At 64.7% G+C, this 25,233-nt stretch carries 22 protein-coding genes and 1 pseudogene; 13 read left to right on the top strand and 10 right to left on the bottom strand.

Annotation, left to right across the window (positions count from 1 at the left end):
* Window positions 1-3 precede the first annotated feature (3 nt).
* Window positions 4-435 (top strand): MarR family transcriptional regulator, encoded by a 432-nt coding sequence (locus tag F3H96_RS01255; protein ID WP_149790121.1) that lies wholly within the window; start codon window positions 4-6, stop codon window positions 433-435.
* Window positions 436-453: 18 nt separating this feature from the next.
* Here F3H96_RS01255 and F3H96_RS01250 read toward each other — a convergent pair whose 3' ends face one another.
* Window positions 454-906, bottom strand: coding sequence for a hypothetical protein (locus tag F3H96_RS01250; RefSeq protein ID WP_149790120.1), 453 nt, complete (start codon window positions 904-906; stop codon window positions 454-456).
* Window positions 907-1,062: 156 nt separating this feature from the next.
* Between F3H96_RS01250 and F3H96_RS01245 the strand changes: the two genes are divergently transcribed.
* The 3 genes from F3H96_RS01245 to F3H96_RS01235 are packed head-to-tail and all read left to right on the top strand — an operon-like array spanning window position 1,063 to window position 4,613.
* Window positions 1,063-2,442 carry an aspartate aminotransferase family protein gene (locus F3H96_RS01245; protein ID WP_149790119.1) on the top strand — a complete coding sequence of 460 codons (1,380 nt, stop codon included), beginning with the start codon at window positions 1,063-1,065 and terminating at the stop codon, window positions 2,440-2,442.
* Window positions 2,443-2,468: 26 nt separating this feature from the next.
* Window positions 2,469-3,875: a glutamine synthetase family protein gene (locus F3H96_RS01240; protein ID WP_149790636.1), complete on the top strand. Its 1,407-nt coding sequence runs from the start codon at window positions 2,469-2,471 to the stop codon at window positions 3,873-3,875.
* A 60-nt stretch (window positions 3,876-3,935) separates the two neighbouring features.
* A complete protein-coding gene (locus tag F3H96_RS01235) occupies window positions 3,936-4,613 on the top strand; it encodes a UdgX family uracil-DNA binding protein (RefSeq protein WP_149790118.1) in 678 nt (225 codons plus the stop codon).
* 293 nt (window positions 4,614-4,906) lie between these two features.
* On the opposite strand, the gene F3H96_RS01230 is transcribed toward F3H96_RS01235, so the two are convergent.
* From F3H96_RS01230 to F3H96_RS01215, 4 genes are all read right to left on the bottom strand, one after another.
* Complete coding sequence (locus tag F3H96_RS01230; RefSeq protein ID WP_149790117.1) at window positions 4,907-6,166, bottom strand: glycerate kinase; 1,260 nt, start codon at window positions 6,164-6,166, stop codon at window positions 4,907-4,909.
* The gene (locus F3H96_RS01225) at window positions 6,163-6,666 is read right to left on the bottom strand and encodes a heme-degrading domain-containing protein (RefSeq protein ID WP_149790116.1); all 504 of its coding nucleotides are present in this window, start codon (window positions 6,664-6,666) and stop codon (window positions 6,163-6,165) included. The genes F3H96_RS01230 and F3H96_RS01225 overlap by 4 nt, the downstream gene beginning before the upstream one ends.
* A gap of 74 nt (window positions 6,667-6,740) precedes the next feature.
* Window positions 6,741-8,054, bottom strand: a complete 1,314-nt coding sequence (guaD, locus tag F3H96_RS01220; protein WP_149790115.1) for a guanine deaminase — start codon at window positions 8,052-8,054, stop codon at window positions 6,741-6,743.
* Window positions 8,055-8,056: 2 nt separating this feature from the next.
* On the bottom strand, window positions 8,057-9,283 hold the full coding sequence (locus F3H96_RS01215; protein ID WP_149790114.1) for a urate hydroxylase PuuD: 1,227 nt from the start codon (window positions 9,281-9,283) through the stop codon (window positions 8,057-8,059).
* Window positions 9,284-9,434: 151 nt separating this feature from the next.
* On the opposite strand from F3H96_RS01215, the gene F3H96_RS01210 reads away from it, so the two are divergent.
* From F3H96_RS01210 to F3H96_RS01200, 3 genes are all read left to right on the top strand, one after another.
* Window positions 9,435-10,355, top strand: coding sequence for a LysR family transcriptional regulator (locus tag F3H96_RS01210; protein ID WP_149790113.1), 921 nt, complete (start codon window positions 9,435-9,437; stop codon window positions 10,353-10,355).
* Window positions 10,356-10,760: 405 nt separating this feature from the next.
* The gene (locus F3H96_RS01205; protein ID WP_244619870.1) at window positions 10,761-11,741 is read left to right on the top strand and encodes an LLM class flavin-dependent oxidoreductase; all 981 of its coding nucleotides are present in this window, start codon (window positions 10,761-10,763) and stop codon (window positions 11,739-11,741) included.
* Window positions 11,738-12,988 carry an LLM class flavin-dependent oxidoreductase gene (locus F3H96_RS01200; RefSeq protein WP_149790112.1) on the top strand — a complete coding sequence of 417 codons (1,251 nt, stop codon included), beginning with the start codon at window positions 11,738-11,740 and terminating at the stop codon, window positions 12,986-12,988. The genes F3H96_RS01205 and F3H96_RS01200 overlap by 4 nt, the downstream gene beginning before the upstream one ends.
* Window positions 12,989-12,993: 5 nt before the next feature.
* Here the strand turns inward: F3H96_RS01200 and F3H96_RS01195 are convergent, their stop codons facing one another.
* A complete protein-coding gene (locus tag F3H96_RS01195; protein ID WP_149790111.1) occupies window positions 12,994-13,824 on the bottom strand; it encodes a PhzF family phenazine biosynthesis protein in 831 nt (276 codons plus the stop codon).
* A 201-nt stretch (window positions 13,825-14,025) separates the two neighbouring features.
* On the opposite strand from F3H96_RS01195, the pseudogene F3H96_RS30935 reads away from it, so the two are divergent.
* Window positions 14,026-14,127, top strand: a pseudogene (locus F3H96_RS30935) (DNA starvation/stationary phase protection protein Dps); the annotation flags it as partial.
* Window positions 14,128-14,163: 36 nt separating this feature from the next.
* On the opposite strand, the gene xdhC reads toward F3H96_RS30935, so the two are convergent.
* The 4 genes from xdhC to uraH form a co-directional block, all read right to left on the bottom strand.
* Window positions 14,164-15,165: a xanthine dehydrogenase accessory protein XdhC gene (xdhC, locus tag F3H96_RS01185; protein WP_149790110.1), complete on the bottom strand. Its 1,002-nt coding sequence runs from the start codon at window positions 15,163-15,165 to the stop codon at window positions 14,164-14,166.
* Between the two features lie 62 nt (window positions 15,166-15,227).
* Complete coding sequence (gene xdhB, locus F3H96_RS01180) at window positions 15,228-17,594, bottom strand: xanthine dehydrogenase molybdopterin binding subunit (protein ID WP_149790109.1); 2,367 nt, start codon at window positions 17,592-17,594, stop codon at window positions 15,228-15,230.
* Window positions 17,594-19,069: a xanthine dehydrogenase small subunit gene (gene xdhA / locus F3H96_RS01175; protein WP_149790108.1), complete on the bottom strand. Its 1,476-nt coding sequence runs from the start codon at window positions 19,067-19,069 to the stop codon at window positions 17,594-17,596. Before xdhA ends, xdhB begins: the two co-directional genes overlap by 1 nt.
* Window positions 19,070-19,072: 3 nt before the next feature.
* Window positions 19,073-19,447, bottom strand: coding sequence for a hydroxyisourate hydrolase (gene uraH, locus F3H96_RS01170; RefSeq protein ID WP_149790107.1), 375 nt, complete (start codon window positions 19,445-19,447; stop codon window positions 19,073-19,075).
* A gap of 196 nt (window positions 19,448-19,643) precedes the next feature.
* Between uraH and puuE the strand changes: the two genes are divergently transcribed.
* From puuE to F3H96_RS01145, 5 genes are all read left to right on the top strand, one after another.
* Window positions 19,644-21,068, top strand: a complete 1,425-nt coding sequence (gene puuE / locus F3H96_RS01165) for an allantoinase PuuE (RefSeq protein ID WP_149790106.1) — start codon at window positions 19,644-19,646, stop codon at window positions 21,066-21,068.
* 14 nt (window positions 21,069-21,082) lie between these two features.
* Window positions 21,083-21,943: a bifunctional allantoicase/(S)-ureidoglycine aminohydrolase gene (locus F3H96_RS01160; protein WP_149790105.1), complete on the top strand. Its 861-nt coding sequence runs from the start codon at window positions 21,083-21,085 to the stop codon at window positions 21,941-21,943.
* Window positions 21,940-22,431: an ureidoglycolate lyase gene (locus F3H96_RS01155; protein WP_149790104.1), complete on the top strand. Its 492-nt coding sequence runs from the start codon at window positions 21,940-21,942 to the stop codon at window positions 22,429-22,431. The genes F3H96_RS01160 and F3H96_RS01155 overlap by 4 nt, the downstream gene beginning before the upstream one ends.
* A gap of 15 nt (window positions 22,432-22,446) precedes the next feature.
* Window positions 22,447-23,040: a nucleoside deaminase gene (locus F3H96_RS01150; RefSeq protein WP_149790103.1), complete on the top strand. Its 594-nt coding sequence runs from the start codon at window positions 22,447-22,449 to the stop codon at window positions 23,038-23,040.
* 84 nt (window positions 23,041-23,124) lie between these two features.
* Window positions 23,125-25,110: a CocE/NonD family hydrolase gene (locus tag F3H96_RS01145; protein ID WP_149790102.1), complete on the top strand. Its 1,986-nt coding sequence runs from the start codon at window positions 23,125-23,127 to the stop codon at window positions 25,108-25,110.
* Window positions 25,111-25,233 lie beyond the last annotated feature (123 nt).

Below are 25,233 nucleotides of genomic sequence, written 5' to 3'. Positions count from 1 at the left end.
GGCATGACATTTCAGAAGGAACGATCCGCCGGATTCCTGGCCAACCACATGGCGCGGCTGTTTGCCAACGGCCTGCAGCAGCGCATCCGGCCGCTCGGCCTGGCGCCAGCCCAGTTCATGACGCTGCTGGCGCTGTGGGATGAAGACGGCCTGACGCAACGCGAACTCGTGCAGCGTCTGGACGTGGAACAGGCGACGATGGCCAATACGCTGATCCGCATGGAACGTGACGGGCTGATCGAACGCCGCCTGCACCCGGAAGACGGGCGCTCGCAGTCGATCCATCTCACGGCGAAAGCCGTTGGCCTGCGCGAGCCGGCGACACAGGCCGCGCGTTCACAGAACGAGGTGGCACTGGCCGGCTTCAGCGAGGACGAGCGGCTGGTGTTCCTCGACCTGATGCGACGCGCCATCGCCTCGATGCGGGCAGGCTGACACAACCGATCGGCGAGCCTACTCAGCCCCGCACGACACTTTGCCCGTCAACTCCGCCGGCTTGCCGTCCTTGTCCGTGTCGGCGGCATTGTCATAGATGGCAAGCGTGTACTGCCCGTCATATATGCCTTCGTCGCTGGCCTTGGTCAGGATCGTCAGTTCGACTGAGTTGAAAGCGTTTGCCGCCTCGTACTCGCGGTAGATGTTCAGCCGCAGCTCCTTGCCGTCCAGCCAGTACTGGGTCAGGTTGGGTCCCTCGAAAACTGTCTTGCGCAATCCGTCGCCAACCGGCCTCGCCTCGATTTCGAGATCGCCGCGAAAGTTGAAGGTCGGGCCGCCCATGCCTCTGGTGACGCCGGCGCCGACGTCGAATGTCACCGCCGCATCATCCACGTTGCACCAGATGCCGCCTGAGGCGAAGGCCGTGCCGGCCGACGACAGAACCATTGCCCCACAGAGGATCGTCCGCATTTTTGTCCCACACTTCAATTCCCGCGCATATTGGCGCCGACTTCGGCAGCACGGTCAAGCGGCGCCCCAGGCGGCTGAGCCAATGCAGGACAGGCGCGCGGCCAATTGCGGTCGCGGACATGGATTGGCTAAGAGGAACCTATCAGAGGGGTTTTCATGCACGGTAGCCACAGCTCAAACACCATCGCCGGCATCGACGCCGCCCGGATCGCCGAGCTGCGCGACACGGAAGCCGCCGTCTTCCGCAACGCTCGACCCAGATCCGAGGCGAAGCTGGGCAACGGCATTGCCGGGTTCCTCGGCGGCGTGCCGATGCACTGGATGACCGACTGGCCGACGCCGTTCCCGATCCTGGTCGACGGCGCGAAAGGCGCCACCATCACCGATATCGACGGCAACAGGCTCGACGATTTCTGCCTTGGCGACACCGGCTCGATGCTTGGCCATTCGCCGGCCCCGGTTGCCCGCGCGATCCGCCGGCAGTCCGGGCGCGGGCTGACCTATATGCTGCCCAGCGAGGACGCACTGGCGATCGGTCCGCTGCTGCAGCAGCGCTTCGGCCTGCCCTACTGGCAGATCGCCACCACCGCCACTGATGCCAACCGCTTCGCGTTGCGCGTCGCCCGAGCGGTGACCGGTCGCGAAAAGATCCTCGTCTTCCACGGCTGCTATCACGGCTCGGTTGACGAGACGATGGTGCGGCTGGTCGACGGCAGGCCGGCAAACCGGCCAGGACTGGCCGGCGAATTCCGCGACCTGACGCGGGCGACCGGGATCGTCGAGTTCAACGACATTGCCGCGCTCGAAGCCGCACTGGCCGACCGCGACGTCGCCTGCGTCATCACCGAGCCGGTGCTGACCAATTCCTGCATGGTGCTGCCGGAGCCCGGCTTCCACGATGCGCTGCGGCGGCTGACCCGCGCGGCCGGCACGCTGCTTTTGATCGACGAGACGCACACCATTTCCACCGGTCCCGGCGGCTACACGCGCAAATACGGACTGGAGCCGGACCTGTTCGTGCTCGGCAAGCCGGTGGCGGGCGGCGTGCCGGCAAGCATCTGGGGCATGAGCGAGGAGGTCGCGACCCGTTATGGCGCCTACAACCGGGTGAAGGAGCCCGGCTATTCCGGCATGGGCACGACGCTGTCGGCCAATCCGCTGCAATTCGCGGCAATGCGGGCGACATTGGAAGAGGTGATGACCGAGGCGGCCTATACCCATATGGACCGGCTGGCGCGCCGCCTCGACGCCGGATTGACGGCGGCGATCGAGCGTCACAAGTTGCCGTGGCACGTTGCACGGGTCGGCGCGCGCGTCGAGTTCATCTGCGCGCCCGGGCCGCTGCACAATGGCGGCGAAGCCGAGAAGGCGCATGCGCCGGAACTGGAAGCCGCCATCCATGTGGCGCTGGTCAATCGCGGCGTGCTTATCGCGCCATTCCACAACATGATGCTGATTTCACCGGCGACGACTTCCGCGCAAGTGAGCCGGCTGATCGCAGCCTTCGCCGCGGTTGCAGCCAGGCTTACGGCATGAGACAAGCAGTTGGAAGATTGGCGACCATGGACAATCCGAAGGCCTTTGCACCCTCTCCATCAGGCTCGACGCCCGCCGAGGCAAAAGCCTTTCTCGACGCGCACCCCGAGATCGAGGCGTTCGACATCGTGCTCACCGATGCCAACGGCATCGGTCGCGGCAAGATCGTGCGCCGGCACGAGCTGATGGGCATTTTCGAGAACGGCCGGCATCTGCCGATCTCGATTCTCGGCCTCGACATCACCGGCGAGGACGTGCACGAAACCGGACTGGTGTGGGACACCGGCGACGGCGACCTTCGAGCATGGCCGATCACCGGTACCTTGGTGCCGCTGCACGGCACCAACCCGCCACGGGGCCAGGTGTTGATGTCGATGCATCATCTCGACGGCCAGCCGATGAGCTCCGACCCAAGGCTGGTGCTGGCAAGGCAGGTGGAGCTTTTGGCGGCGCGCGGCCTGCATCCGGCGGGCGCCTTTGAGCTCGAATTCTTCCTGCTGTCCAACGAGCGCGACGCCGACGGCAAGGTGCAGGCGGCGCGCGCGGTGCTCGACGGCCGCCGCTCGGCCAAGACGGAAGTCTATTCGGTCGACCACCTCCATGGCATGGAGCCGCTGTTTTCCGACATCTACGCCGCCGCCAAGGCGCAAGGCATCCCGGCCGAGACGGTGATCTCCGAATACGCGCCCGGCCAGTACGAGCTGACGCTGAACTACCGCAAGGACGTGATGCGGGCGGCCGACGACCTCGTCATGCTGAAACGGCTGGTGCGGGCACAGGCGCGCCGGCACGGCGTCACAGCCTGCTTCATGGCCAAGCCCATCGAGGCCTATGCCGGCTCGGGCATGCATTTCCACGTCTCGCTGCAGGACGATATCGGGAAAAACGTCTTTACCGAAAGTGCCGGCGAGAAATGGTCGCCGAGCCTGCTCAACGCGCTTGGCGGTCTGATCCACACCATGGCGGAATCTATGCTGGTGTTTGCACCGCACGCCAATTCGTGGCGGCGTTTCGTCTCGCAATCCTACGCGCCCGTGGCGCCGACCTGGGGCGTCAACAACCGCTCGGTCGCGCTGCGCGTGCCGGCTGGCGACGCCAAGAACCGCCGTATCGAGCATCGGCCTTCCGGCGTCGACGCCAACCCTTATCTGGTGGCGGCAACGGTGCTGGCCGGCATCGTCAAGGGCCTCGACGAAGGGCTTGATCCAGGGCCCGAGACGACGGGGAACGGCTACGAACAGGCGACGGAAAAATCGACCATGCCGGCCGATTGGCGGGCCGCGATCGAAGCGGCCAGAACTTCCGATTTCCTGAAATCGGCGCTCGGCCCCGACCTGCACCGGACCTTCGTGGCGATCAAGCAGGCGGAATATCTGCGCGTCGCGCGCACCGTCAGCGAGCTGGACTACCACCTCTATCTGCACGAGGTGTGAGGTACGGAACCATCGCCATGCTCACCCATTTCACCTTCGAAAGCGGGCGAGACAGGAACGATGGCAACAACACCGTCAACAACGGCATTGGCGCGTGAAGCTAGGCGCGTCCCGGTGCCGGAATCAGAGCTGACCGCAGGGGCAGATGCCACCTCCATCGGCGAGGCGCGCGAGGCGGCAAAAGGCTGCCATCGCTGCCAGCTCTGGCGCAATGCCACGCAAACCGTGTTCGGCGAAGGACCGGAAACCGCCGATGTCGTCTTCGTCGGCGAGCAACCCGGCGACCAGGAGGATCTTGCCGGCAAGCCCTTTGTCGGGCCGGCCGGCAGAATGTTCGACAGCACCCTGGACGATGCCGAGATCAACCGCCGCAAGGTCTATGTGACCAACGCGGTCAAGCACTTCAAATTCGAGCCGCGCGGCAAAAGGCGCATCCACTCGAAGCCCAATGCCGGCGAGATCCAGGCCTGCCGCTGGTGGCTGGACAAGGAGCTCGACCTGATCAAGCCGAACCTCGTGGTGGCGCTCGGCGCCACGGCGGCGCAATCGCTGCTCGGCAAGGCGGTGGCGGTACTGAAAATGCGCGGCGAGGTGATCGAACGCGAGGACGGGCTGCGCGTCTTCATCACCATCCACCCTTCGCTCATCCTTCGCATCCGCGAACCGGCCGACAAGGACGCCGAGCGGGCGCGGTTTCTTCAGGATATGCGGAAGGTGAAGCGGATGATGGGGGCGTGATCGATCTACGCACCCGAACGGAAGCGGAAATACGACGAATGCTGTTGCGCAGGGTCGCGCGGCCTTGGAGATTGGCTGAAGCCTCTGCGAAGTCGTCATCCACGGGCGAAGCAAGGAGCGAAGCGACGCGCGCAGACCCGAGGATCCATGCCGATACTTCGACGTGTTGCAACGGTGCAGAGTTCTGCTCCGCTGCACTCTTCGGCTAAGGTCGCGGAATGGATTCTAGGGTCTGCGCGCGTCGCTTCGCTCCTTGCTTCGCCCTAGAATGACGACTTCTGTGGGAGTCTGCGCTACCTAACCAGAATTGCCCTCAAATCATTGACATTCGTGCCCGTTGGTCCCGGCACGAATAGATCGCCTACTGCATCGAACGCCGTCCAGGCGTTGTTGCCGGCAAGCATTGCCTTGGCATCGACGCCGGCCGCACGCATGCGCGCAACCGTCGAGCCGTCGGCGAAGGCGCCGGCATTGTTTTCCGAGCCGTCGATGCCGTCGGTGTCGGCAGCCAGGGCGTAAATGCCTTCCAGGCCACCGATGCCGATGGCGAAGGCAAGCAGGAATTCCGAGTTGCGGCCGCCCTTACCCTTGGCGCGCAGCGTCACCGTCGTCTCGCCGCCCGACAGGATAAGCACTGGTTTCTTGAAGGGCCGGTTGCGGGTGGCCACCTCGCGCGCGATGGCGGCATGGACGCCGCCGACCTCGCGCGCCTCGCCCTCGATGGCATCCGACAGGATGACCGCCTCGATGCCTTGCCGCTTTGCTTCGGCGGCGGCCGCTTCCAGCGAGACGCCGGCGGAAGCGGTCAGGTGCACTTCATTGCCGGCAAAGCGCGGATCGCCGGGGCGCGGCGCGGCGGCGGCCGGCGACTGGATATGCGCCATGACGGAGGCCGGCAGCTTCATGCCATAGGCAGCGATCGAGGCCAGCGCATCCTCGCGGCTGCCGGCGTCGGGAACGGTCGGACCCGAGGCAACCAACGCCGGATTGTCGCCCGGGATGTCGGAAACGACCAGCGACACCACCTTGGCGGGGTGGGCGGCCGCGGCGAGGCGTCCCCCCTTGATGATCGAGACATGCTTGCGGATGGTGTTCATCGCCGCAATCGGCGCGCCGGAGGCAAGCAGCGCCTCGTTGACCGCGATCTCGTCGGCAAGCGTCAGGCCGGGAGCCGGCGATGGCAGCAGGGCAGAGCCTCCCCCGGAGATCAGCGCCACGACCAGATCGTCGGCGGTCAAGCCCCTCACCTTCTCCAGCAGCCGGCGTGAGGCCTCGAGGCCGGCGGCGTCCGGCACCGGGTGAGCAGCCTCGATGATCTCGATGCGCTCGCATCTGGCGCCGTAGCCGTAGCGGGTGACGACAAGGCCGTCGACCGGGCCGTCCCACACCTTCTCGAAAGCCGCTGCCATCTGCGCCGACCCCTTGCCGGCGCCGATGACGATGGTGCGGCCCTTCGGTTTTGCCGGCAAATGATTGCGGATCGTCTTTTCCGGATCGGCGGCCGCGACGGCGGCGTTGAAGATCGAAACGAGGAAGGTTTTCGGATCGGTCATTTTTCTTCCGGCGGCAGCGCGAGCCCGCTCGCATCGATGCCGAGATGAGCGCAGAGCGCATCGACCACGACGCCGTGATCCTCGCGCTCCGGCAGGCCCGAGACGGCGATGACGCCGATGACGCCGGCGCCCTTTACCGTGACAGGAAAGCCGCCGCCGGCCAGCACATAGTCGGCAATGTCCAGGCCTTCACCGATCTTGAAGGTGCGATCCGGCCGCTGCTGCTCCAGCACCAGCCGGTAGGTGCTTCTCAGGAACCGCCTCACGACGTTGATCTTGCGACGCGCCCAGTCGGGATTGGAGGCGTTTGAACCCGGCATCGCGGCATAGAAAAGCGGCCGGTCGAAAGTCCTGATGTCGACGATGATCGGCAGGTTTTCCTTCAGCGCCCGGTCCCTGATGGCAGAGCCGATTGTGAAGGCCACGGCCTCGTCGAAGGCCGGGAAGACCAGCGCGGCCTCCTGTTTCTTGATCAGAGCGATGTCGTCGGCGGCAGCCATCTCGTTCCCCTGTCAAATGTCGACGCACGCTTTGGCCGATGGCTGACGCGGGGTCAAGCGAAGAGCGCATCAATCTATGCGACAATCGCGCTCTTCGCCGGCCGGCCCGCCACATAAACCTCGCGCACGGCGCGATCGTCGCCCAGCGTCTGCAGCAGGAAGAGTTCTTCCGCCAGCGTCTCCACCGTCTCCATCCTCAGCCGCATCGCCGGCGTCGCATGGGCGTCGAGCACGACGATGTCTGCATCGGTGCCTTCGTCCAGCGTGCCGACCTTGCCGGCCACGGAAAGCGCCTCGGCGTTGCCGCGCGTCAATTGCCAATAGGACTGGAACGGGTTCAGCTTCTCGCCGTTCAGCGCGATCACCTTGTAGCCCTCGTCCATGGTGCGCAGCATCGAATAGTTGGTGCCGCCGCCGACATCGGTCGCAGCGGCTATCCGGATCGGCTTCTCGCGCCGGCGATAGCGCTGGTAGTCGAACAGGCCCGAGCCGAGGAAAAGGTTGGAGGTCGGGCAGAACACCGCCACCGAGCCCGACTGCGACAGCGCGTCCGCCTCGCGCTCGGAAAGGTGAATGCAGTGCCCGAACAGGCTCTTTTTGCCCAGCAGGCCGTAGTGCTCATAGACGTCGGTGTAGTCGCGCGACCAGGGGTAGAGCTCCTGGGTGAAGGCGATCTCGGCGTGGTTCTCCGACAGATGCGTCTGCATGTGGAGATCGGGATGCTCGCGGCAGAGCGCGCCGGCCATCTCCATCTGCTCGGGCGACGACGTGATCGCGAAACGCGGGGTGATGGCGTAGAGCTGGCGGCCCTTGCCGTGCCATTCGGCGATCAGCGCCTTGCTGTCGTCATAGCCGGTTTGCGGCGTGTCGAGCACGGCGTCGGGGGCGTTGCGGTCCATCATCACCTTGCCGGCGATGTTGAGCATATTGCGCTCATGCGACTCGGCGAAGAAGGCTTCGGCGGAGGATTTGTGCACGGAACAATAGGCGACGACGGTCGTCGTGCCGTGGCGCAGCATCTCGTCGAGGAAAAGCCTGGCAATACGCCGGCCATGCTGCGCGTTCTGGAATTTCGACTCTTCCGGAAAGGTATATTTGTTCAGCCAGTCGAGCAGCTCGGCGCCGTAGGAGGCGATAATCTGCATCTGCGGCACATGCGCGTGCGCGTCGATGAAGCCCGGCAGGATCAGATGCGGACGATGATCGATCGTCTCGACGTCCGCGCCGGCCGCCTTAGCGACGTCCGCGTAGGGACCGGCGGCGACGATCTTGCCGTTGTCGACCAGCAGTCCGCCGTCCTCGTCGTAACGCCAGGCGGAATGGTCGTCTATCGCTTCGGGCCAACGCAGGAAAGACAGCGTGCGGCCGCGCAGGAGCTTCGCTGTCATGCTTATTTTCCGGCGCCTTCGAACCAGGCCACAAGCAGGGCCCGTTCCTGGTCGGTGATCTGGGTGATGTTGGCGGGCGGCATGGCATGCGCCCGGCCGGCCTGCAGGTAGATCTCGCGGGCATGCTCGGCGATGCGCGCGTCGGTATCCAGCATCACGCCCTTCGGCGCGTGGTAGATGCCTTCATAGACCGGCTCCTCGGCGTGGCACATCGAGCAGCGCCCGAGCACGGTGTCGCGCACGGCGGAGAAGTGCGCCGAGGCCATATAGACCTGCGCGGCGGAGGATGCGGCGGAGGTTTTCGGGTCGCCGGTCAGCACCTTCGGCACGGTCGACAGCCAGATGATGATCATGAACAGCACGGCAGCACCCAGCCATGTCCAGGTCGGGTTGCCCTTGCGGGCATGGACGGTGTTGAAATAGTGCCGGATCAGCACGCCGATGATGAAGACCAGTGAGGCGATGACCCAGTTGAACTGCGTCCCGAACGCCAGGGGGTAGTGGTTCGACAGCATCAGGAATAGGACCGGCAAGGTCAGGTAGTTGTTGTGCAGCGAGCGTTGCTTGGCGATCTTGCCGTATTTCGGGTCCGGCTTGCGGCCGGCGATCAGGTCGGCGACGACGATCTTCTGGTTCGGTATGATGACCATGAAGACGTTGGCCGACATGATCGTGGCAGTGATGGCGCCCAGATGCAGGAAGGCGGCGCGGCCGGTGAAGAGGTGCGTCAACCCCCAGGCGATGAACACCAGCACGCAATAGAGCACCAGCATCAGCCCGGTGTCGCTGTTGCCGAGCGGCGAGCGGCAGAGCAGGTCGTAGACGATCCAGCCGACGCCGATGGTGGCCAGCGACAAGAGGATGCCGACCGGCACCGAGATGTTGAGCACGTTGGGATCGATCAGGAACAGGTCGGCGCCGGCGTAGTAGACGACGCACAGCATGGCGAAGCCCGACAGCCAGGTGGCGTAGGATTCCCATTTGAACCAGGTCAGGTGCTCCGGCATTTCGGCCGGCGCCACCAGGTATTTCTGGATGTGATAGAAGCCGCCGCCGTGCACCTGCCATTCCTCGCCGAAGGCGCCGGCGGGTAGGCCGGGACGCTGGCGCAGGCCGAGGTCGAGCGCGACGAAATAGAAGGACGAGCCGATCCAGGCAATGCCGGTGACGACATGCAGCCAGCGGACGGCAAAGCTCAGCCAGTCCCAGAAAATCGCGAAATCCGTCATCGTGTCGCCCTTGGGAGATCGTCCCTGCCGATTGGCTGACTTTACGGTCTGGAGCGCAAACGAAAAGAGGCGAGGTGCGCGATGACTTTCAAAAAAAAATGGAAAATAGTAGGCTTGCCCCACGCAGCGGTTTGAGAGCCACGAAAATCCAATGGCCTATCTCGACAACATCGCCGTCTTCGTCCGCGTCGTCGAGCTCGGCAATCTGTCGGCGGCTGGGCGCGACATGCGCCTTTCGCCGGCCGTCGCCTCCAACCGCATCAAGGAACTGGAGAAGCACCTCGGGGTCAGGCTGTTCAACCGCACGACAAGGCAATTGATGCCGACCGAGCACGGCACGGTGTTCTATACCGGCGCCAAGCAGGTGCTGGACGCGATCACCGAGGCCGAGGCAGCGGTCGCGGCACTCTCCGGCCAACCGCGCGGCACGATCAAGGTAACGGCGCCGCTCGGCCTCGGCCGCCGGCTGGTCGCTTCCGGTATTCCGGATTTCCACGACAAATACCCCGATATCGAGGTGCGGCTACGGCTCTCCGACCACAATGTCGACATCATGAAGGAAGGCATCGACGTCGCCTTCCGCCTCGGCATCATCGAGGATTCCAGCCTGCGGATGCGCGGCATCATGGACTGCGAGCGGGTGCTGGTGGCGGCGCCGAAATATCTGGAGGCCCGCGGCGAACCGGTCGAGCCGCAGGAGCTGGTCGGCAAAAAGCACGACTGCCTGATGCTGCGTTATGCCGGGGCGCGCGAATTCGTCTGGACGCTGCAGACACCGAGCGGCGTGCAGAAACTCGAAGTGCACGGCCCCTACGACACCGACGACGGCGACGTGCTGACAGGATGGGCCCTGTCCGGGCGCGGCATCATCAACAAGCCGCGTTTCGAAGTGGAACCCTTCATCCGCGACCGGCGGCTGAAGGTAATCCTGCCCCAGACACCGCCGACGCCGGTGCAATTCGCCGCCGTCTATCCGCACAAGAAGCTGCAGGACCCGAAGGTGCGGCTGCTGCTCGACTTCATGGCCGAGCGCTGCCAGCGGCTGATCAAGGATATCTTGGCCGGCAAGTAGGGGCTGGTAGCGTTGCGTCGCGATTGGCCGAAGCCTCCCCGACGTCGTCATCCACGGGCGCAGCGACGCGAAGCGGAGCGCAGACCCGAGGATCCCTGCCGTGGGCTTGGACGTAGAGTAGGGCAGTGCCGAATTCTGCAACGGCTGCGACGCTTTAATGTAACGGCACGGATCCTCGGGTCTGCGCTCGTCGCTTCACTCCTCGCTCCGCCCTAGGATGACGACGTGATGGGCGTTTTAGCCAATCGCCAAGGTACGCAGCAGCAACGCAACATCCAAGAACCTTGTGGTAAGCGATGGCTGGCCGGCAAGTGGCAGCTTGGTGGCCCACTCGGTCCCGTTGCCTTGCGCAAAGGCGGGCCTAGGTTGGTAGCGAGAACGGCTGCCGACTTTCGGGGCAGCCGAATGGGCCGCATAATGCATCTCGCCGTTTCGCTCGATATCGCATCCGCCACAGGGCAGACCAGCCTGACATTCGCCGAGATCGACGGTTTCGTGCGGAAAGCGGAGGCGGCCGGTGTCGACATGGTCGTCATCTCCGACTCGGGGCCAAACGGCGAGCCGTCGACCAGCCCTTTCGAAGCGACGACCCTCATTGCCGCGCTGGCGACCGCGACGGAGAAGATCGGCCTCGTCGCCAGCGCCTCGACGCTCGCGCACCAGCCCTACACTCTGGCGCGCCGTTTTGCTTCGCTCGACATCATCAGCCATGGCCGCACCGGCTGGAACGTCACCACGGCGCAGAACCCGCGCGAGGCGGCGAATTTCAGCCGCCCGGAAGGTTTTTCCGACGATGATTTTCGCCGTCGCGCCAGGGAATTCATCAACATTGTACGGCTCCTGTGGATCAGCTGGGAACATGATGCCTTGTTGTTCGACAAGGCATCAGGCCGCTTCCACGATCCGGACAAGATGCACTTGGCGAACTTCACCGGCGAATTCTTCTCAGTGCGCGGCCCGCTTAATGTCGCCCGTTCGCCGCAAGACCGCCCACTGCTGGTGATGTCCGGGCTGGCAGAGACCGAGTTCGATTTTGCCAGCCGCCGCGCCGACCTCGTGCTGTTGGATAAGCGTGAACCATCGGACGCGAGAGCGGCCTGCGATGAGATCAAACGCAGAGCGTACGATGCGGGGCGCGACCCGATGACGATCAGGGTGCTGACGGTGGCCGATGCGCGGCCGGAACGTGACGGCGGCATTCTGGAAGCCCTGTGCCGCTCATCCGGCTGCGACGGCATCGTTCTGGCTGTGCAGCCTCGGGCTGCCGCTTTGGAGGATTTTGTCGAACGATTGCTGCCGGAACTCAAGCGACACGGATTTGCCGAGACACAACCGGGCAAGACGCTGCGCGATCGCCTTGGGTTGGGTGAGGACGGCCGGCCATGAGTGCGCGCCAGATGAAGCTCGGCCTGTTCCTGTGGGCGACCGGACATCACATCGCCGCCTGGCGCCATCCGGACGCGCATGTGACGGCCGGCATCGACATCGACCATTACATCGCGCTGGCACGCACGGCCGAAGCGGCGAAGTTCGACATGGTGTTCTGCGAGGACGCCGCCGGCTTACGCGAGGCCAATGTCCAAATCGCCAGCCAGACCTCGCGCTCGATCGGTTTCGAGCCGATCAGCCTGCTTTCGGCCCTTGCCGCGCAGACCGAGCGCATCGGTCTCGTCTCGACGGCATCGACCAGCTACAACGAACCCTACGCGCTGGCGCGCATGTTTGCCTCGCTCGACAATTTGAGCGGCGGCCGGGCCGGCTGGAACCTCGTCACCTCGGCCAGCCCGATCGAAGCGGCGAATTTCGGCGCGACCGGCTTGCGGCCGCATGCGGATCGCTACGAACGCGCCCGAGAGTTCGCCGCCGTCATCACCGGGTTGTGGCACCGCAAGGCTGCCGGCTATGACGGCGAAAGCTTTTCGGTTCGCGATCCGCTCGACATACCGCCCTCGCCGCAAGGCGCGCCGGTGATGGTGCAGGCTGGGGCTTCGGACGACGGCAAGGATCTCGCCGCCCGTACCGCCGATGTCGTGTTCTCGGCGGCACAGACTTTCGAGGACGCCAAGGCCTTTTACGACGACCTTAAGGGACGGCTCGCGGCCTATGGGCGCCGCCCGGACGACGTCAAGATCATGCCTGGCGTGGCGCCGATGGTGGCGGCGACGAAAGCCGAGGCGCAGGCGAAATACGATGCGCTGCAGGAGCTGATCCCCGACGACGTCGGCGTGGCGCTGCTTTCCAGCTACCTCAGCATCTCCGATCTCGGGCGCTATCCGATCGACGGGCCGTTGCCCGAACTGCCTGAGAGCGAAGGGATGAAGAGCCGGCAGGCGCTGGTCATCGAGCAGGCGCGGCGCGACGGCCTCACGATCCGCGAGCTTGCGCGTTACTTTGCCGGCGCGCGCGGTCATTGGCGCGTGGTCGGCACGGCCGAGCAGATCGCCGACGAATTGCAGGCCCGTTTCGAAGGCGGCGCTGCCGACGGCTTCAATGTCATGCCGTCCTGGTTCCCGGGCGAACTCGACGCCTTCGCGGCGCTGGTCGTGCCCGAACTGCAGCGGCGCGGCCTTTTCCGCAAGGATTATGAGGGGCGCACGCTGCGCGAGCATCTCGGCTTGAAGCGGCCGGTTTAGGCGGTTCAGTCCATCAGCCGGGCCGCTCCGGAGACCCTGATCGAGCTGCCGGGCGTCGGTGGAATATCGGCTTGGAGCCGCGAGCGCATGCCCATATCCTCGCCCTGGACGATATCGATCGCGCCGCCATGCGGCCAGCCGAGATCGCGCAGATAGCCGGCAAAGGCAGCGGTCGCCGCCCCCGTCGCCGGGTCCTCGTAGACACCGCCGGAAGCGAACGGATTGCGGGTGTGGAAGAGGCGCGGCGTCTCGGCATAAGCGAGCAGCATCGTGACCAGCCCTTCACGCCGCATGAAGGACTGACCCTTTCTCAAGTCATAGGTCATGGCGGCCAACGCCTCGCGTGACTTCAGCGCCAGCACGAGATGATCGGCGCCGCCGTGGATGAACGCCGGCGGGATGGCCGGATCGAGGTCGCCAGGCTCGTACCCAAACAGGGCGAGTGCCTTGCCGACCAGTTCCGACGAAGCCTGCCGGCTGCGCGTCGGCGGCGATTGCAGTGCGGCGGCGACATTGGTGCCATCGCGAAAACCTTCGACCGTTATGTTGGCCTGGTTGAGGGTCAGCTTGAAAATGCCGTCGCCGAACTTTCTGACCAGCGCCGCGCCCAGCGCAATGGTGGCGTGGCCGCAGAACGGCACTTCCGACTCCGGCGAAAAATAGCGGACGCGCCAGCTTTCATCCTCGGGTGCCGCGAAGGCGGTTTCCGAAAAGCCGACTTCGGCCGCGACACGCTGCATGTCTGCGGCATCGGGCAGAACGTCGCCAATCACCACGCCGGCGGGATTGCCGCCGGTGTGTCCGTCCGAAAAGGCTGCAATGCGCAATACGTCCATGTTCCTGGCCTCGTGTTCCTGAGGTGCAACAAACACGTTCCGGGCCGTTTTGGGAAACGACGAAAGCGACGAGCAGCCGTGAGCGTCACTCACACCTGCCATTAGAGTCGCACGCTTCAATCCGATGCGGGATGAAACTTGGCCCGTCGCCGTTCTGACGATTGGCGGTCGTTCAAGCCGCCTCTTCAGCTCTCACCAACCGACGCCGGCAATGCCAACACCGCCGACAGTTTTACCGCCTGTTCGCGCTTGCTCGACAAATTGCTGTGGTTACTCGAAGCGCCCACGCAGGAAAAGGAATAGCCAGGCAGGATGCGGGCTCTTGCATGGCCGGCCAAATCAACCCGCCATCGCCCTTTCGGACGCATTCGAAGCCAATGCATGGACGCCATGCGAGGCGAGCGCCGTCATGATCTCCGCGGCCGCAAGCGCCGCAATCACCGCCGGGCGCTTGTCCTTCACCGCATTGCCGCCGATTGGCGAGACGAGCCGGTCAAACTGCGCTTGGCCGCCTTCGGCGGACTTGAGGAACCAGTTCCTGAACGTTGCCTTCTTGGTCTTGGAGCCGATCATGCCGACATAGGCGGCGTCTTCGCGCCTCAGCGCTTCGGCAACGATGAGGAAATCCAGCGCATGGTCGTGCGTGAGGATGGCGAAGGCCGATCCCGCCGGCGCCTCGCGCACCACGGCCTCGGGGATCGGCGTCAGCCGCGTTTCGACCGCCTCGTGCATGCCTTCCAACGCGTCCGCGCGCGTCTCGACGACGACGGCATGGATGGGCAGCAGCGCCAGCGAAGCGGCCAGCGCCTGGCCGACATGGCCGCCGCCGAAGATATAGACATGCGGAAGATGTGCTTCCTCGGCCTCGGCCTTAGCGATCAGTTCGTGTTGGAGCGAACCATCGACGAGGCGGATCAGCACCTCTACCCGCCCGCCGCAGCATTGGCCGATTTCCGGCCCGAGCGGCACGTCGAGCGTGGTGGAGACCTCGTCGACCTCGATGCGGGTTTCCCTCCCCCTTGAGGGCAGGGTGGCGGCGGAGCCGCCGGATGGGGTCGCCCGCGCAGTGCTCGGCGCCCTTGTGGTGCCTCCTGAGGGGGCCCCGTCTGGGCGCCTTGCTGCCATCTCCCCCTCGAGGGGGGAGAGAAGCTGCCGCGCCTTGTCGATCGCCATGTATTCGAGCTGGCCGCCGCCGATCGTGCCGAAGATCGACGATGCCGAGACGAGCATGAAGGCGCCGGCCTCGCGCGGGGTCGACCCCTTGGTGGCCGCCACCTCAACCAATGCAGCCCGGCCAGCACGGCCGAGGAATTGCTTCAGCTCTTGCACTCTCGAGTTCATCGTCTGCATTTCCACCTGGGAAATATAGCGTTTTGTGCCCCGATTTGCACGTTCCGGCCCATTCAGGCCGGCTTTGCGGCTGCCTGCTTCAGCCGTTCGATCGCCATAAGCACCCGTTCAGGCGTCGCGGGCGCGTCGAGGCGGGGACAGATCTTGTGGTCGGCGACGCTCGCCACCGCGTCCGACAGGGCGTGCAGCACCGACATGCCGTGCGGCAGCGGCGGTTCGCCCACGGCCTTGGAACGATGGATGGTCGGCTCATAGGCCGACGACCAGTCGGTCAGCTTGACGTTGAAGACTTTTGGACGATCGGAAGCAAGCGGGATCTTGTAGGTCGACGGCGCATGCGTGCGCAGCCGGCCGCTGTCGTCCCACCACAGCTCCTCCGTCGTCAGCCAGCCCATGCCCTGGATGAAGCCGCCCTCGATCTGGCCAAGGTCGATCGCCCGGTTCAGCGAGCGGCCGGCATCATGCAGGATATCGGTGCGCTCGACGACATATTCGCCGGTCAGCGTATCGACCGAGACCTCCGAGCAGGCCGCGCCATAGGCGTAATAGTAGAAGGCGTGGCCGCGACCCTTGCTGCGGTCCCAATGGATCTTGGGCGTCTTGTAGAAGCCGGCCGCCGAGAGCTGGACGCGGGCGATATAGGCCTGCTTGACCAGATCGTTGAAGGCGATTTCCTGGTTGCCGACGCGCACGCGGTTGGGCAGAAACACCACCTGGTCGTGCGGCACCTGGTATTTGTCCGCCGCGAAATCGGTCAGCCGCTTGCGGATCTGGCGGGCGGCATCCTGCGCCGCCATGCCGTTGAGGTCGGCGCCGGAAGAGGCTGCCGTCGGCGAGGTGTTCGGCACCTTGGCGGTGGTGGTCGCGGTGATCTTGACCCGGTCGAGGTCGATCTGGAACTCCTCGGCGACGACCTGCGCCACCTTGAGATGCAGGCCCTGGCCCATCTCGGTGCCGCCATGGTTCATGTGCACCGAGCCGTCGGCATAGACATGCACCAGCGCGCCGGCCTGGTTGGCTTCCGTCTTGGTGAAGGAGATGCCGAACTTGACCGGCGTCATCGCCAGGCCGCGCTTGATGAAGCGGCTGTTGTTGTTGAAGGCGACGATCTCGCGGCGACGCCGGGCGTAGTTCGCGCTTTCCTCCAGTTCCGCCACGATGCGCTGGATGATGCAGTCCTCGACCTTCTGGTGATAGGGCGTGAAGCAGCGCTCGCCGATGGCGTCCATCGGGTCATAGAAATTGAGCTTGCGGATCTCGAGCGGGTCCTTGCCGACGGCGAAGGCCACCTCGTCGATGACGCGCTCGGCACCGACCATGCCCTGCGGACCGCCAAAGCCGCGGAAGGCGGTGTTGGAGACGGTGTTGGTGTAAAGCGGTACCGACTTGGCATGCACCGCGGGGTAGAAATAGGCGTTGTCGCAGTGGAACAGCGCGCGGTCGCCGACCGGGCCGGACAGGTCGGCAGAGAAGCCGCAACGCAGCGCATAGGTGAAGTCGACGCCGAGGATGTTGCCCTCGTCGTCGAAGCCGACCTCGTAGTCGATGGCGAAGTCGTGCCGCTTGCCGGTGGCGGTCATGTCCTCGTCGCGGTCGAGCCTGATCTTGACCGCGCGCTTGAGCTTCTTGGCGGCGATCGCGGCGATCGCGGCGCACTGGTTGGCCTGCGTTTCCTTGCCGCCGAAACCGCCGCCCATGCGACGAACTTCGACCGTTACCGCGTGGCTCGGCACGCCGAGCGCATGCGCGACCAGATGCTGCGTCTCGCTCGGGCCCTGCGTCGAGCAATAGACAATGACTTCGTCATCCTCGCCGGGGATGGCGAGCGAGACCTGGCCTTCGAGATAGAAATGGTCCTGGCCGCCGAGCCACATGCGGTTCTTGATGCGGCGAGGAGCCGCCGCGATCGCCGCGGCCGCATCGCCGCGCTTCAGGACGAGCGGCGTGGTGACCTGCTTGTCCTTGACCGGGTCGAGGTTCCAGATGTCGACGACGGCCGGAAGCTCGTCATAATCGATCTTGGCCAGGCGCGCCGCGCGCCGCGCCGCCTCGCGCGTCTCGGCGACCACGGCGAAGATCGGCTGTCCGTAGAACTGCACCTCGCCTTCGGCCAGCACCGGATCGTCATGCATGTTGCTCGGCGAAACATCGTTCTCGCCGGGAATGTCCGCATGAGTCAGCACATCGACGACGCCGGGCGCCGAACGCACCGCCGACAGGTCGACGCTTTTCAGGTTGCCGTGCGCGACCTTGGACAGGCCTAGGCCGACATGCAGCGTGCCTGCGGGTTCCGGCATGTCGTCGATATAGATGGCGGTGCCGCTGACGTGCTTGTGCGCGGAATCGTGCCGCTGGTCGGTGGCGACGCCGCCGACGATCTTTTCGGCCTTGAGATTGGGAGTGGTGGCGTGCTTGTTCATCAGGCCGCCTCGTTGCGCGACACCTGGAACGGCGCCCTGGTGCCTGTGGTTTCGACGTAGAAGCGCAGCAACAGGTTCCTCGCCGCCAACGCCCGGTATTCGGCGGTCGCCCGCATGTCGGTGATCGGCGTGAAGTCGCTGGCGTATTCGGCCATCGCGGCTTCCACCGTCGCTTCGCTCCAGGTTTTGCCGATCAACGCCTTCTCGACCGCAATGGCTCGCTTCGGCGTCGGCGCCATGCCGCCATAGGCGATACGGATATCGGCTACGGTGCCGTCCCTGGCCAGGCTAAGACAGAACGCGCCGAGCGTCGCGGTGATGTCCTCGTCACGGCGCTTGGTGACCTTGTAGACGGCAAACTTTTTGTCCCGTGCCGGCACGGACACATGGACGGCTTCGACGAACTCGCCGGGTTGGCGATCCTGCTTGCCATAGGCGATGAAGAAGGTTTCGAGCGGGATCGTGCGGCGGGCGCTGCCCTTGCGCAGCGTGAGCTGCGCGCCGAGCGCGATCAGCGGCGGCGGCAGGTCGCCGATCGGCGAGCCGTTGGCAATATTGCCTCCGATCGTGCCCATGTTGCGCACTTGCTCGCCGCCGATGCGGTCGACCAGCGGCCCCAATGCGGGGATACGCTTCGACAGCGTCTCGAAAGCCTCTGTATAGGTGACGGCGGCGCCAATGGTGATGGTTCCGTCTGCTTCCGACATGGTGCGCAGTCCATCGAGCCCCCCAATGAAGATCGCCGGCGCAATGTCGCGCATATGCTTGGTCACCCACAGGCCGACGTCGGTCGAGCCGGCGACGATGGTAGCGCCCGGTTCTTTCTCGAGCACGGCGGCGAAATCGTCGACGTCGGACGGCACGATCAGCCGCTGCTTGTCCGATCCGACTTCGACCCTAGCACCGTCGCGCAATGTCTTCAGCCGCGCGGTGATATGCTTGCGCTCCACCGCCAACGGGTCCTTCGCCGCCTTGCCGTAGCTCGAAATGGCATGCGCGGCGCGCATGATCGCCTCGTAGCCGGTGCAGCGGCAGAGATTGCCCTGCAGGGCCTTTTCGATCGCAGCGTCGGACGGATCGGGTGTCTTCATCCAGAGCCCGTAGAGCGACATGATGAAGCCCGGCGTGCAGAAGCCGCATTGCGAGCCGTGGAAATCGACCATCGCCTGCTGCACCGGATGCAGGTTTTCGCCATCGCCGCGCAGATGTTCCACGGTCACGACATGGGTACCGTCGAGCGAGGCCATAAAGCGGATGCAGGCATTGACGCTTTCGTAGACGAGACCTTCGGCGGAAAGCTTGCCGACCAGCACCGTGCAAGCGCCGCAGTCGCCTTCCGCGCAGCCTTCCTTTGTCCCGCGCAGCGAGCGGTTGAGCCGCAGCCAGTCGAGCAAGGTCGTATCGGGCGCGACGTCTTTCAAAGCCACGTCGCCGCCATTCAGGATGAAGCGTATCTCGTTGCGGATCTCTGCCATGTCTCAGCTCCCCCGATAGGTCGAGTAGCCATAGGGCGAAATCAAGAGCGGGACATGGTAATGCCGGTGCTCCGCGATGCCGAAGCGGATCGGCACGATGTCGAGGAAGGCGGGCTGCGGCAGGCTGATACCCTGCCCGCGCAGATAGTCGCCGGCGGCAAAGACCAGCTCATATTCGCCGGTGTGGAAATCCGCTCCGGCCAGCAGCGGCGCATCGCAGCGGCCGTCATCGTTGGTGGCCACCGTCTTCAGATGCTTGCGGCTCTCACCCTCGATGCGGAAGAGCCCGATCGACAGGCCCTTCGCCGGCCGGCCGGTTGCGGTGTCGAGCACATGGGTCGTCAGGCGCCCGCCATCGGCTTTCGACGTTTCTGCCACTGGCCGCCTCCCATTTTCCGTTGCAACCGATTGGTCGGTACAGTCCAACGTTTTCAAGTCAATTGTGCGCCAATTAAAGGCGATGCATAAGCCCGGGTCGAGCGGAGTGCTACAAAAAGCACTTTCAAAAATTTTCGGGGGAATGCAGGAGCACTCCTTTCGATATCTTCAACGCAACAAGCGGGCAGGAGCTGCAATGCGTTACGAACGGGACATGCGCGGTTACGGGGCCAATCCACCGGACCCCAAATGGCCCGGCGGCGCGCATGTCGCGGTGCAGTTCGTCGTCAACTATGAGGAAGGCGGCGAGAATTGCGTGCTGCACGGCGACAAGGCTTCGGAGGCCTTTCTTTCGGAGATCGTCGGTGCGGCGCCGTGGGTCGGCCAGCGCCACTGGAACATGGAATCGATCTATGAATACGGCGCCCGCGCCGGCTTCTGGCGGCTTTACCGGCTGTTCACCGAAGCCCAAGTGCCGGTGACCTGCTATGGCGTCGCCACCGCGCTGGCGCGTTCGCCCGACCAGGTCGTCGCGATGCAGGAAGCCGGCTGGGAGATCGCCTCGCACGGGCTGAAGTGGATCGACTATCGCGACCACGCGGCCGAGGACGAACGGCGCGACCTGGAAGAAGCGATCAAGCTGCACCACGAAGTGACCGGCGCGCGGCCGACCGGCTGGTACACCGGCCGCACCTCGGTCAACACGGTGCGTCTCGTCGCCGAGGAAGGCGGCTTCGATTACGTTTCCGACACTTATGACGACGAGCTGCCCTACTGGTTCGACCGTGACGGGCTGGAGAAGCCGCAGCTCATCATCCCCTACACGCTCGACGCCAACGACATGCGTTTCGCGACGCCGCAGGGCTTCAACTCGGGCGACCAGTTCTTCGCCTATCTGAAGGACAGCTTCGACACGCTCTATGCCGAGGGCAAATCGGGCAGGCCGCGCATGATGAATATCGGCCTGCATTGCCGGCTGGTCGGCCGTCCAGGCCGTGTGGCGGCGCTGAAGCGCTTCGTCGATTATGTGAAATCGCATGACAGGGTGTGGCTGACGCGGCGCGTCGACATCGCCAGGCACTGGCGCGAAATGCATCCCTACAGGGCGCCGGCGCTGCGCCCTTCACGGATGAAATTCGAAGAATTCGCGCATGCCTTCGGCGGCGTGTTCGAGCATTCGCCATGGATCGCCGAGCGCGCCTACGAACTGGAACTCGGGCCGGCGCATGACAGTGCCGGCGGCCTGCACAATGCGCTCTGCCGCGTCTTCCGCGCGGCGAGCGAAGCCGAGCGGCTTTCCGTGCTCAACGCTCACCCGGACCTCGCCGGCAAGCTGGCCAAGGCGAAGCGCCTGACGCCGGAATCGGCCAAGGAACAGGCTTCCGCCGGGCTCGACGCGCTGACCGACAAGGAGCGCGAGCTGTTCTCGAAACTCAACGCCGCCTATGTCACCACCTTCGGTTTCCCCTTCATCATCGCCGTCAAGGGCAAGAGCAAGGACGAAATCCTGACGGAGTTCGAGGCGCGGATCGGCAACAGCCGCGGCACCGAGTTCGAAACCGCCTGCAAACAGGTCGAACGCATCGCCCTGCTGCGGCTGAAAGACATGCTCCCGCAATAACGCCAGGGATCCCCATGGATATGATCAAGACGTCCGAGCGAACCTATTACGCGCCGCATGGCGGCCATCCCGGCCAGACCGAGCTGTTGACCGGCCGTGCCGTCTTCACCGAGGCCTATGCCGTCATCCCCAGGGGCGTGATGCAGGACATCGTGACCAGCCCGCTGCCGTTCTGGGACGAGACCAGGGCCTGGATCATTGCAAGGCCGCTCTCGGGCTTCGCCGAGACGTTCTCGCAGTACATCGTCGAGGTCCTGCCCGGCGGCGGCAGCGACCGGCCGGAGCCGGATGCGGGGGCAGAGGGCGTGCTGTTCATCGTCGAGGGCAAGCTCACCGTGTCACTTGCCGGCAAAAAGCATGTGCTTGTCCCCGGCGGCTTCGCCTTCCTGCCGCCGGCGAGCGGCTGGACGGTGCGCAACGAAAGCGGCACTGCCGCCCGCTTCCACTGGATCCGCAAGGCCTATGAAGCCGTCGACGGGCTCGACGTGCCGGAAGCCTTCTTCTCGAGCGACCAGCAGGTGGCGCCGAGCCCGATGCCCGGCACCGAAGGCCGCTGGGCAACGACCCGCTTCGTCGACCCCGCCGACATGCGCCATGACATGCATGTCACCATCGTCACGCTCGAACCGGGCGCGGTCATCCCCTTCGCCGAAACGCATGTCATGGAGCACGGGCTCTATGTGCTGGAAGGCAAGGCCGTCTACCGCCTCAACCAGGACTGGGTCGAGGTCGAGGCAGGCGACTTCATGTGGCTGCGCGCCTTCTGCCCGCAGGCCTGCTACGCCGGCGGGCCAGGCAAATTCCGCTACCTACTCTACAAGGACGTCAACCGCCACGCCAAGCTCGGCGGCTATCTTGGGGGCAAGGCGCGGTGAGCCGCATCGTCGCCCGGCCGCTGACCCGCGAAAACTTCGCGCCCTTCGGCGACGTCATCGACATGGGCGGCGACAACCGCTACCCGATCAATGGCGGCAAGGCGATGCGCTACCACGATCTTGCGACCGCCGAAGCCGCCGGGCCGAATGCGCGTGTCCTGATCTCGATGGTGCGCGGCACGCCCTATGAGATGCCGCTGAAGCTCACCATGGTCGAGCGCCATCCGCTTGGCAGCCAAGCCTTCATCCCGCTGTCGCCGCGGCCGTTCCTGGTGGTCGTCTGCCATGACACCAAGGACGGCCCCGGAGAGCCGCATGCCTTTCTCGCCGGCCCCGGACAAGGCATCAACTACCGCCGCAACCTCTGGCACGGCGTGCTGACGCCGATCGGCGAGGAACAGGATTTCGTGATCGTCGATCGCGGCGGCGACGGCTCCAATCTCGAAGAGTTTTATTTCTCGCATCCTTACGAGATCCACCTTCCCTGAAAGCTGCCGATTCCTATGACCGACGTTTCGCTGATCGACCGCCTGCTCGATGTGATCGAGCACGATATCGTGCCGAAGACGGCGCAAGGCGTCGCCCACGGCAACAAGCTGTTTGGCGCCGCGATCCTGAGGAAAGACGACCGCTCGCTGGTGCTGGCCGAGACCAACAACGAGACGGAAAACCCGCTCTGGCATGGCGAGGTGCACTGCCTGAAGCGCTTCTACGAGATGCCGAAGGCCGAGCGCGTCGACACCAAGGACGCGCTGTTCATCGCCACGCACGAGCCCTGCTCGCTCTGCCTGTCGGCGATCACCTGGACCGGCTTCGACAATTTCTACTATCTATTCAGCCACGAGGATTCTCGCGACAGTTTTGCCATCCCGCATGACCTCAAGATCCTGAAGGAGGTCTTCACTCTCGACCCTGGCGGCTACAACGCCGAGAACGCCTATTGGAAGAGCTTCTCCATCCGCCGGCTGGTGCGCGCTTTGCCAGAGGCCGAACGCAATCGGCTGGAAGCGCGCATCGGAAAAATTTCAGCACGCTACGACGAGCTTTCCGGAATCTATCAGGCGAGCAAGGCCGAGAACGACATTCCGTTGAACTGACGCGGATTGACCAGCCGATTTCGCCGGCTGGCTCACGACGTGCCAGCCGCCGCTCCATCATGTGGCAACGCTTGGAGCGCCGCCATGAAAATCGTCACCGAATTTCCCCGCAAAGTCGTCGAGTTCCCCGACATGGGCATCGTCATGCCGGACGGCTGCCGGCTGTCGGCGCGCGTCTGGATGCCGGAGAATGCCGCCGACGATCCGGTACCGGCCATCCTCGAACACCTGCCCTACCGCAAGCGCGACGGCACCATTCTTCGCGACCAGCTCACCCATCCCTATTTCGCCGGGCACGGCTACGCCTCGATCCGCGTCGACATGCGCGGCAATGGCGATTCCGAAGGGCTGATGGACGACGAATATTCCGAGCAGGAATTACAGGACGCCCGCGACGTCATCGCCTGGGCGGCGGCGCAGCCCTGGTGCAACGGCAATGTCGGCATGATGGGCATTTCCTGGGGCGGCTTCAATTGCCTGCAGGTGGCGGCCAAGCAGCCGCCGGCGCTGAAGGCGGTGATCAGCCTCTGCTCGACCGTCGACCGCTATGCCGACGACATCCACTACAAGGGCGGCTGCCTGCTCCTGGAGAATTTCGGCTGGGCCTCGACGATGCTGTCCTATTCGTCGCGGCCGCCGGATCCGGCGATTGCCGGCGGCAACCGCTGGCGCGACCTGTGGCTCAGCCGTCTGGAAAACCAGCCTTTCCTGTTGCCGCTCTGGCTAAGCCACCAGCACCGCGACGCCTATTGGAAGCGCGGCTCGATCTGCGAGGAGTTTTCGGCGGTCAAAGCGGCCGTGCTGTCGATCGGCGGCTGGCACGACGGCTACCGCAACACGATCTCCAACCTCGTGGCCAACATCCAGTCGCCGGTCAAAGGCATCGTTGGACCGTGGATCCACAAATACCCGCATTACGCCGGACCCAGGCCAGCCATCGGCTTCCTGCAGGAGGCGCTGCGCTGGTGGGACCGCTGGCTGAAGGGAACGGAGACCGGTGTCGAGGCCGACCCGGATTACCGCGCCTATGTTATGGACAGCGTGCGGCCCGCTCGCTGGCACCCCGAGCGGCCGGGCCGGTGGGTCGCCGAACAGGATTGGCCATCTTCAAACATCAAGGTTGAGGCGATCGAGCTCATTCCCGCCGGCGCAAGGCCTTCGATCGTCGCTTCGCCGCAGAGCTGCGGGCTTGCCGGCGGCGAGTATTTTCCCTTCACCTTCGGGCCGGAGCTGCCGGGCGACCAGCGCCCCGACGACGCGCTGTCGGTTTGTTTCGACCAGGCCGAACTCAAGAAGGCGATCGACATTGTCGGGGCGCCGGAGCTTGAGATCAGGTTTGCCTCCGATCGGCCCCAGGCCAACATCGCGGTGCGGCTGTGCGACGTGCATCCAGACGGCGCCTCGGAACTGATCTCCTACGGCGTGCTCAACCTGACCCACCGCAACTCGCATGAATTCCCGCAAGCGCTTGTGCCCGGCGAGACGGTGTCGGCGCGCGTCGTGCTCGACCAGTGCGCCTACCGGGTGCCCGCCGGCCACAGCTTGCGCATCGCCGTTTCGACCGCCTACTGGCCGATGATCTGGCCTTCGCCGGAGCCGGTAACGCTGGGACTGTCGGCGGCAACGCTCAAGCTGCCGCTACGCCCGCTGGCGAATGGCGACGAGGTCTCGTTCCCCCAACCGGAAGGTGCCACCCCCTGGGCGAGCGAGACGCTCAGGCCGACCAAATCCGAACGGCATGTCAACCGCGACGAGAAGACCGGCATGGTCACGCTCTCTATCGCGGATGACTTCGGCGAAGTGCGCGATCTCGAACATGGGCTCGTCAACGGCAGCATCGTGCGCGAGACGTGGGCGATCCATCCCGACGATCCGCTGTCTGCCACCGGAGCCACGCATTGGACCCAGACATTGTCGCGGAACGAATGGTCGGTGCGAACCGAAACCTTTGCCGAGATGCGATCGGACGCCGCAAACTTCATCGTCAGCGCCCGAATCGAGGCCTTTGAGGGCGAAAAACTGGTCTTCGAACGCGACTTCAAGCAGGCGATCCCCCGCTCTCAGGTTTGAGTCGGGTCAAGATTAGTCCAAAGGCGACGTGCGATTTACGCCACGGCATGTCGCATTCGGTCTTGCCTGCCGCTTTCCCTTACGGTCATTATCTCCTCCAATAGCAAGAAACGGCCATAAGGC

It is taken from the genome of Mesorhizobium sp. NFR06 (assembly GCF_900115245.1).
In the GTDB taxonomy this organism is placed as follows: domain Bacteria; phylum Pseudomonadota; class Alphaproteobacteria; order Rhizobiales; family Rhizobiaceae; genus Mesorhizobium.
This window is presented reverse-complemented; position numbering and strand designations above follow the sequence as displayed.

Coding starts and splice junctions, on each gene's coding strand:
- xdhC (WP_149790110.1), bottom strand. CDS start 15,165: ATGAACTCGAGAGTGCAAGAGCTGAAGCAATTCCTCGGCCGTGCTGGC.
- guaD (WP_149790115.1), bottom strand. CDS start 8,054: ATGACAGCGAAGCTCCTGCGCGGCCGCACGCTGTCTTTCCTGCGTTGG.
- F3H96_RS01245 (WP_149790119.1), top strand. CDS start 1,063: ATGCACGGTAGCCACAGCTCAAACACCATCGCCGGCATCGACGCCGCC.
- F3H96_RS01240 (WP_149790636.1), top strand. CDS start 2,469: ATGGACAATCCGAAGGCCTTTGCACCCTCTCCATCAGGCTCGACGCCC.
- F3H96_RS01230 (WP_149790117.1), bottom strand. CDS start 6,166: ATGACCGATCCGAAAACCTTCCTCGTTTCGATCTTCAACGCCGCCGTC.
- xdhA (WP_149790108.1), bottom strand. CDS start 19,069: ATGGCAGAGATCCGCAACGAGATACGCTTCATCCTGAATGGCGGCGAC.
- F3H96_RS01255 (WP_149790121.1), top strand. CDS start 4: ATGACATTTCAGAAGGAACGATCCGCCGGATTCCTGGCCAACCACATG.
- F3H96_RS01215 (WP_149790114.1), bottom strand. CDS start 9,283: ATGACGGATTTCGCGATTTTCTGGGACTGGCTGAGCTTTGCCGTCCGC.
- F3H96_RS01225 (WP_149790116.1), bottom strand. CDS start 6,666: ATGGCTGCCGCCGACGACATCGCTCTGATCAAGAAACAGGAGGCCGCG.
- F3H96_RS01205 (WP_244619870.1), top strand. CDS start 10,761: ATGGGCCGCATAATGCATCTCGCCGTTTCGCTCGATATCGCATCCGCC.
- puuE (WP_149790106.1), top strand. CDS start 19,644: ATGCGTTACGAACGGGACATGCGCGGTTACGGGGCCAATCCACCGGAC.
- xdhB (WP_149790109.1), bottom strand. CDS start 17,594: ATGAACAAGCACGCCACCACTCCCAATCTCAAGGCCGAAAAGATCGTC.
- F3H96_RS01160 (WP_149790105.1), top strand. CDS start 21,083: ATGGATATGATCAAGACGTCCGAGCGAACCTATTACGCGCCGCATGGC.
- F3H96_RS01235 (WP_149790118.1), top strand. CDS start 3,936: ATGGCAACAACACCGTCAACAACGGCATTGGCGCGTGAAGCTAGGCGC.
- F3H96_RS01250 (WP_149790120.1), bottom strand. CDS start 906: ATGCGGACGATCCTCTGTGGGGCAATGGTTCTGTCGTCGGCCGGCACG.
- F3H96_RS01195 (WP_149790111.1), bottom strand. CDS start 13,824: ATGGACGTATTGCGCATTGCAGCCTTTTCGGACGGACACACCGGCGGC.
- F3H96_RS01210 (WP_149790113.1), top strand. CDS start 9,435: ATGGCCTATCTCGACAACATCGCCGTCTTCGTCCGCGTCGTCGAGCTC.
- F3H96_RS01200 (WP_149790112.1), top strand. CDS start 11,738: ATGAGTGCGCGCCAGATGAAGCTCGGCCTGTTCCTGTGGGCGACCGGA.
- F3H96_RS01145 (WP_149790102.1), top strand. CDS start 23,125: ATGAAAATCGTCACCGAATTTCCCCGCAAAGTCGTCGAGTTCCCCGAC.
- F3H96_RS01150 (WP_149790103.1), top strand. CDS start 22,447: ATGACCGACGTTTCGCTGATCGACCGCCTGCTCGATGTGATCGAGCAC.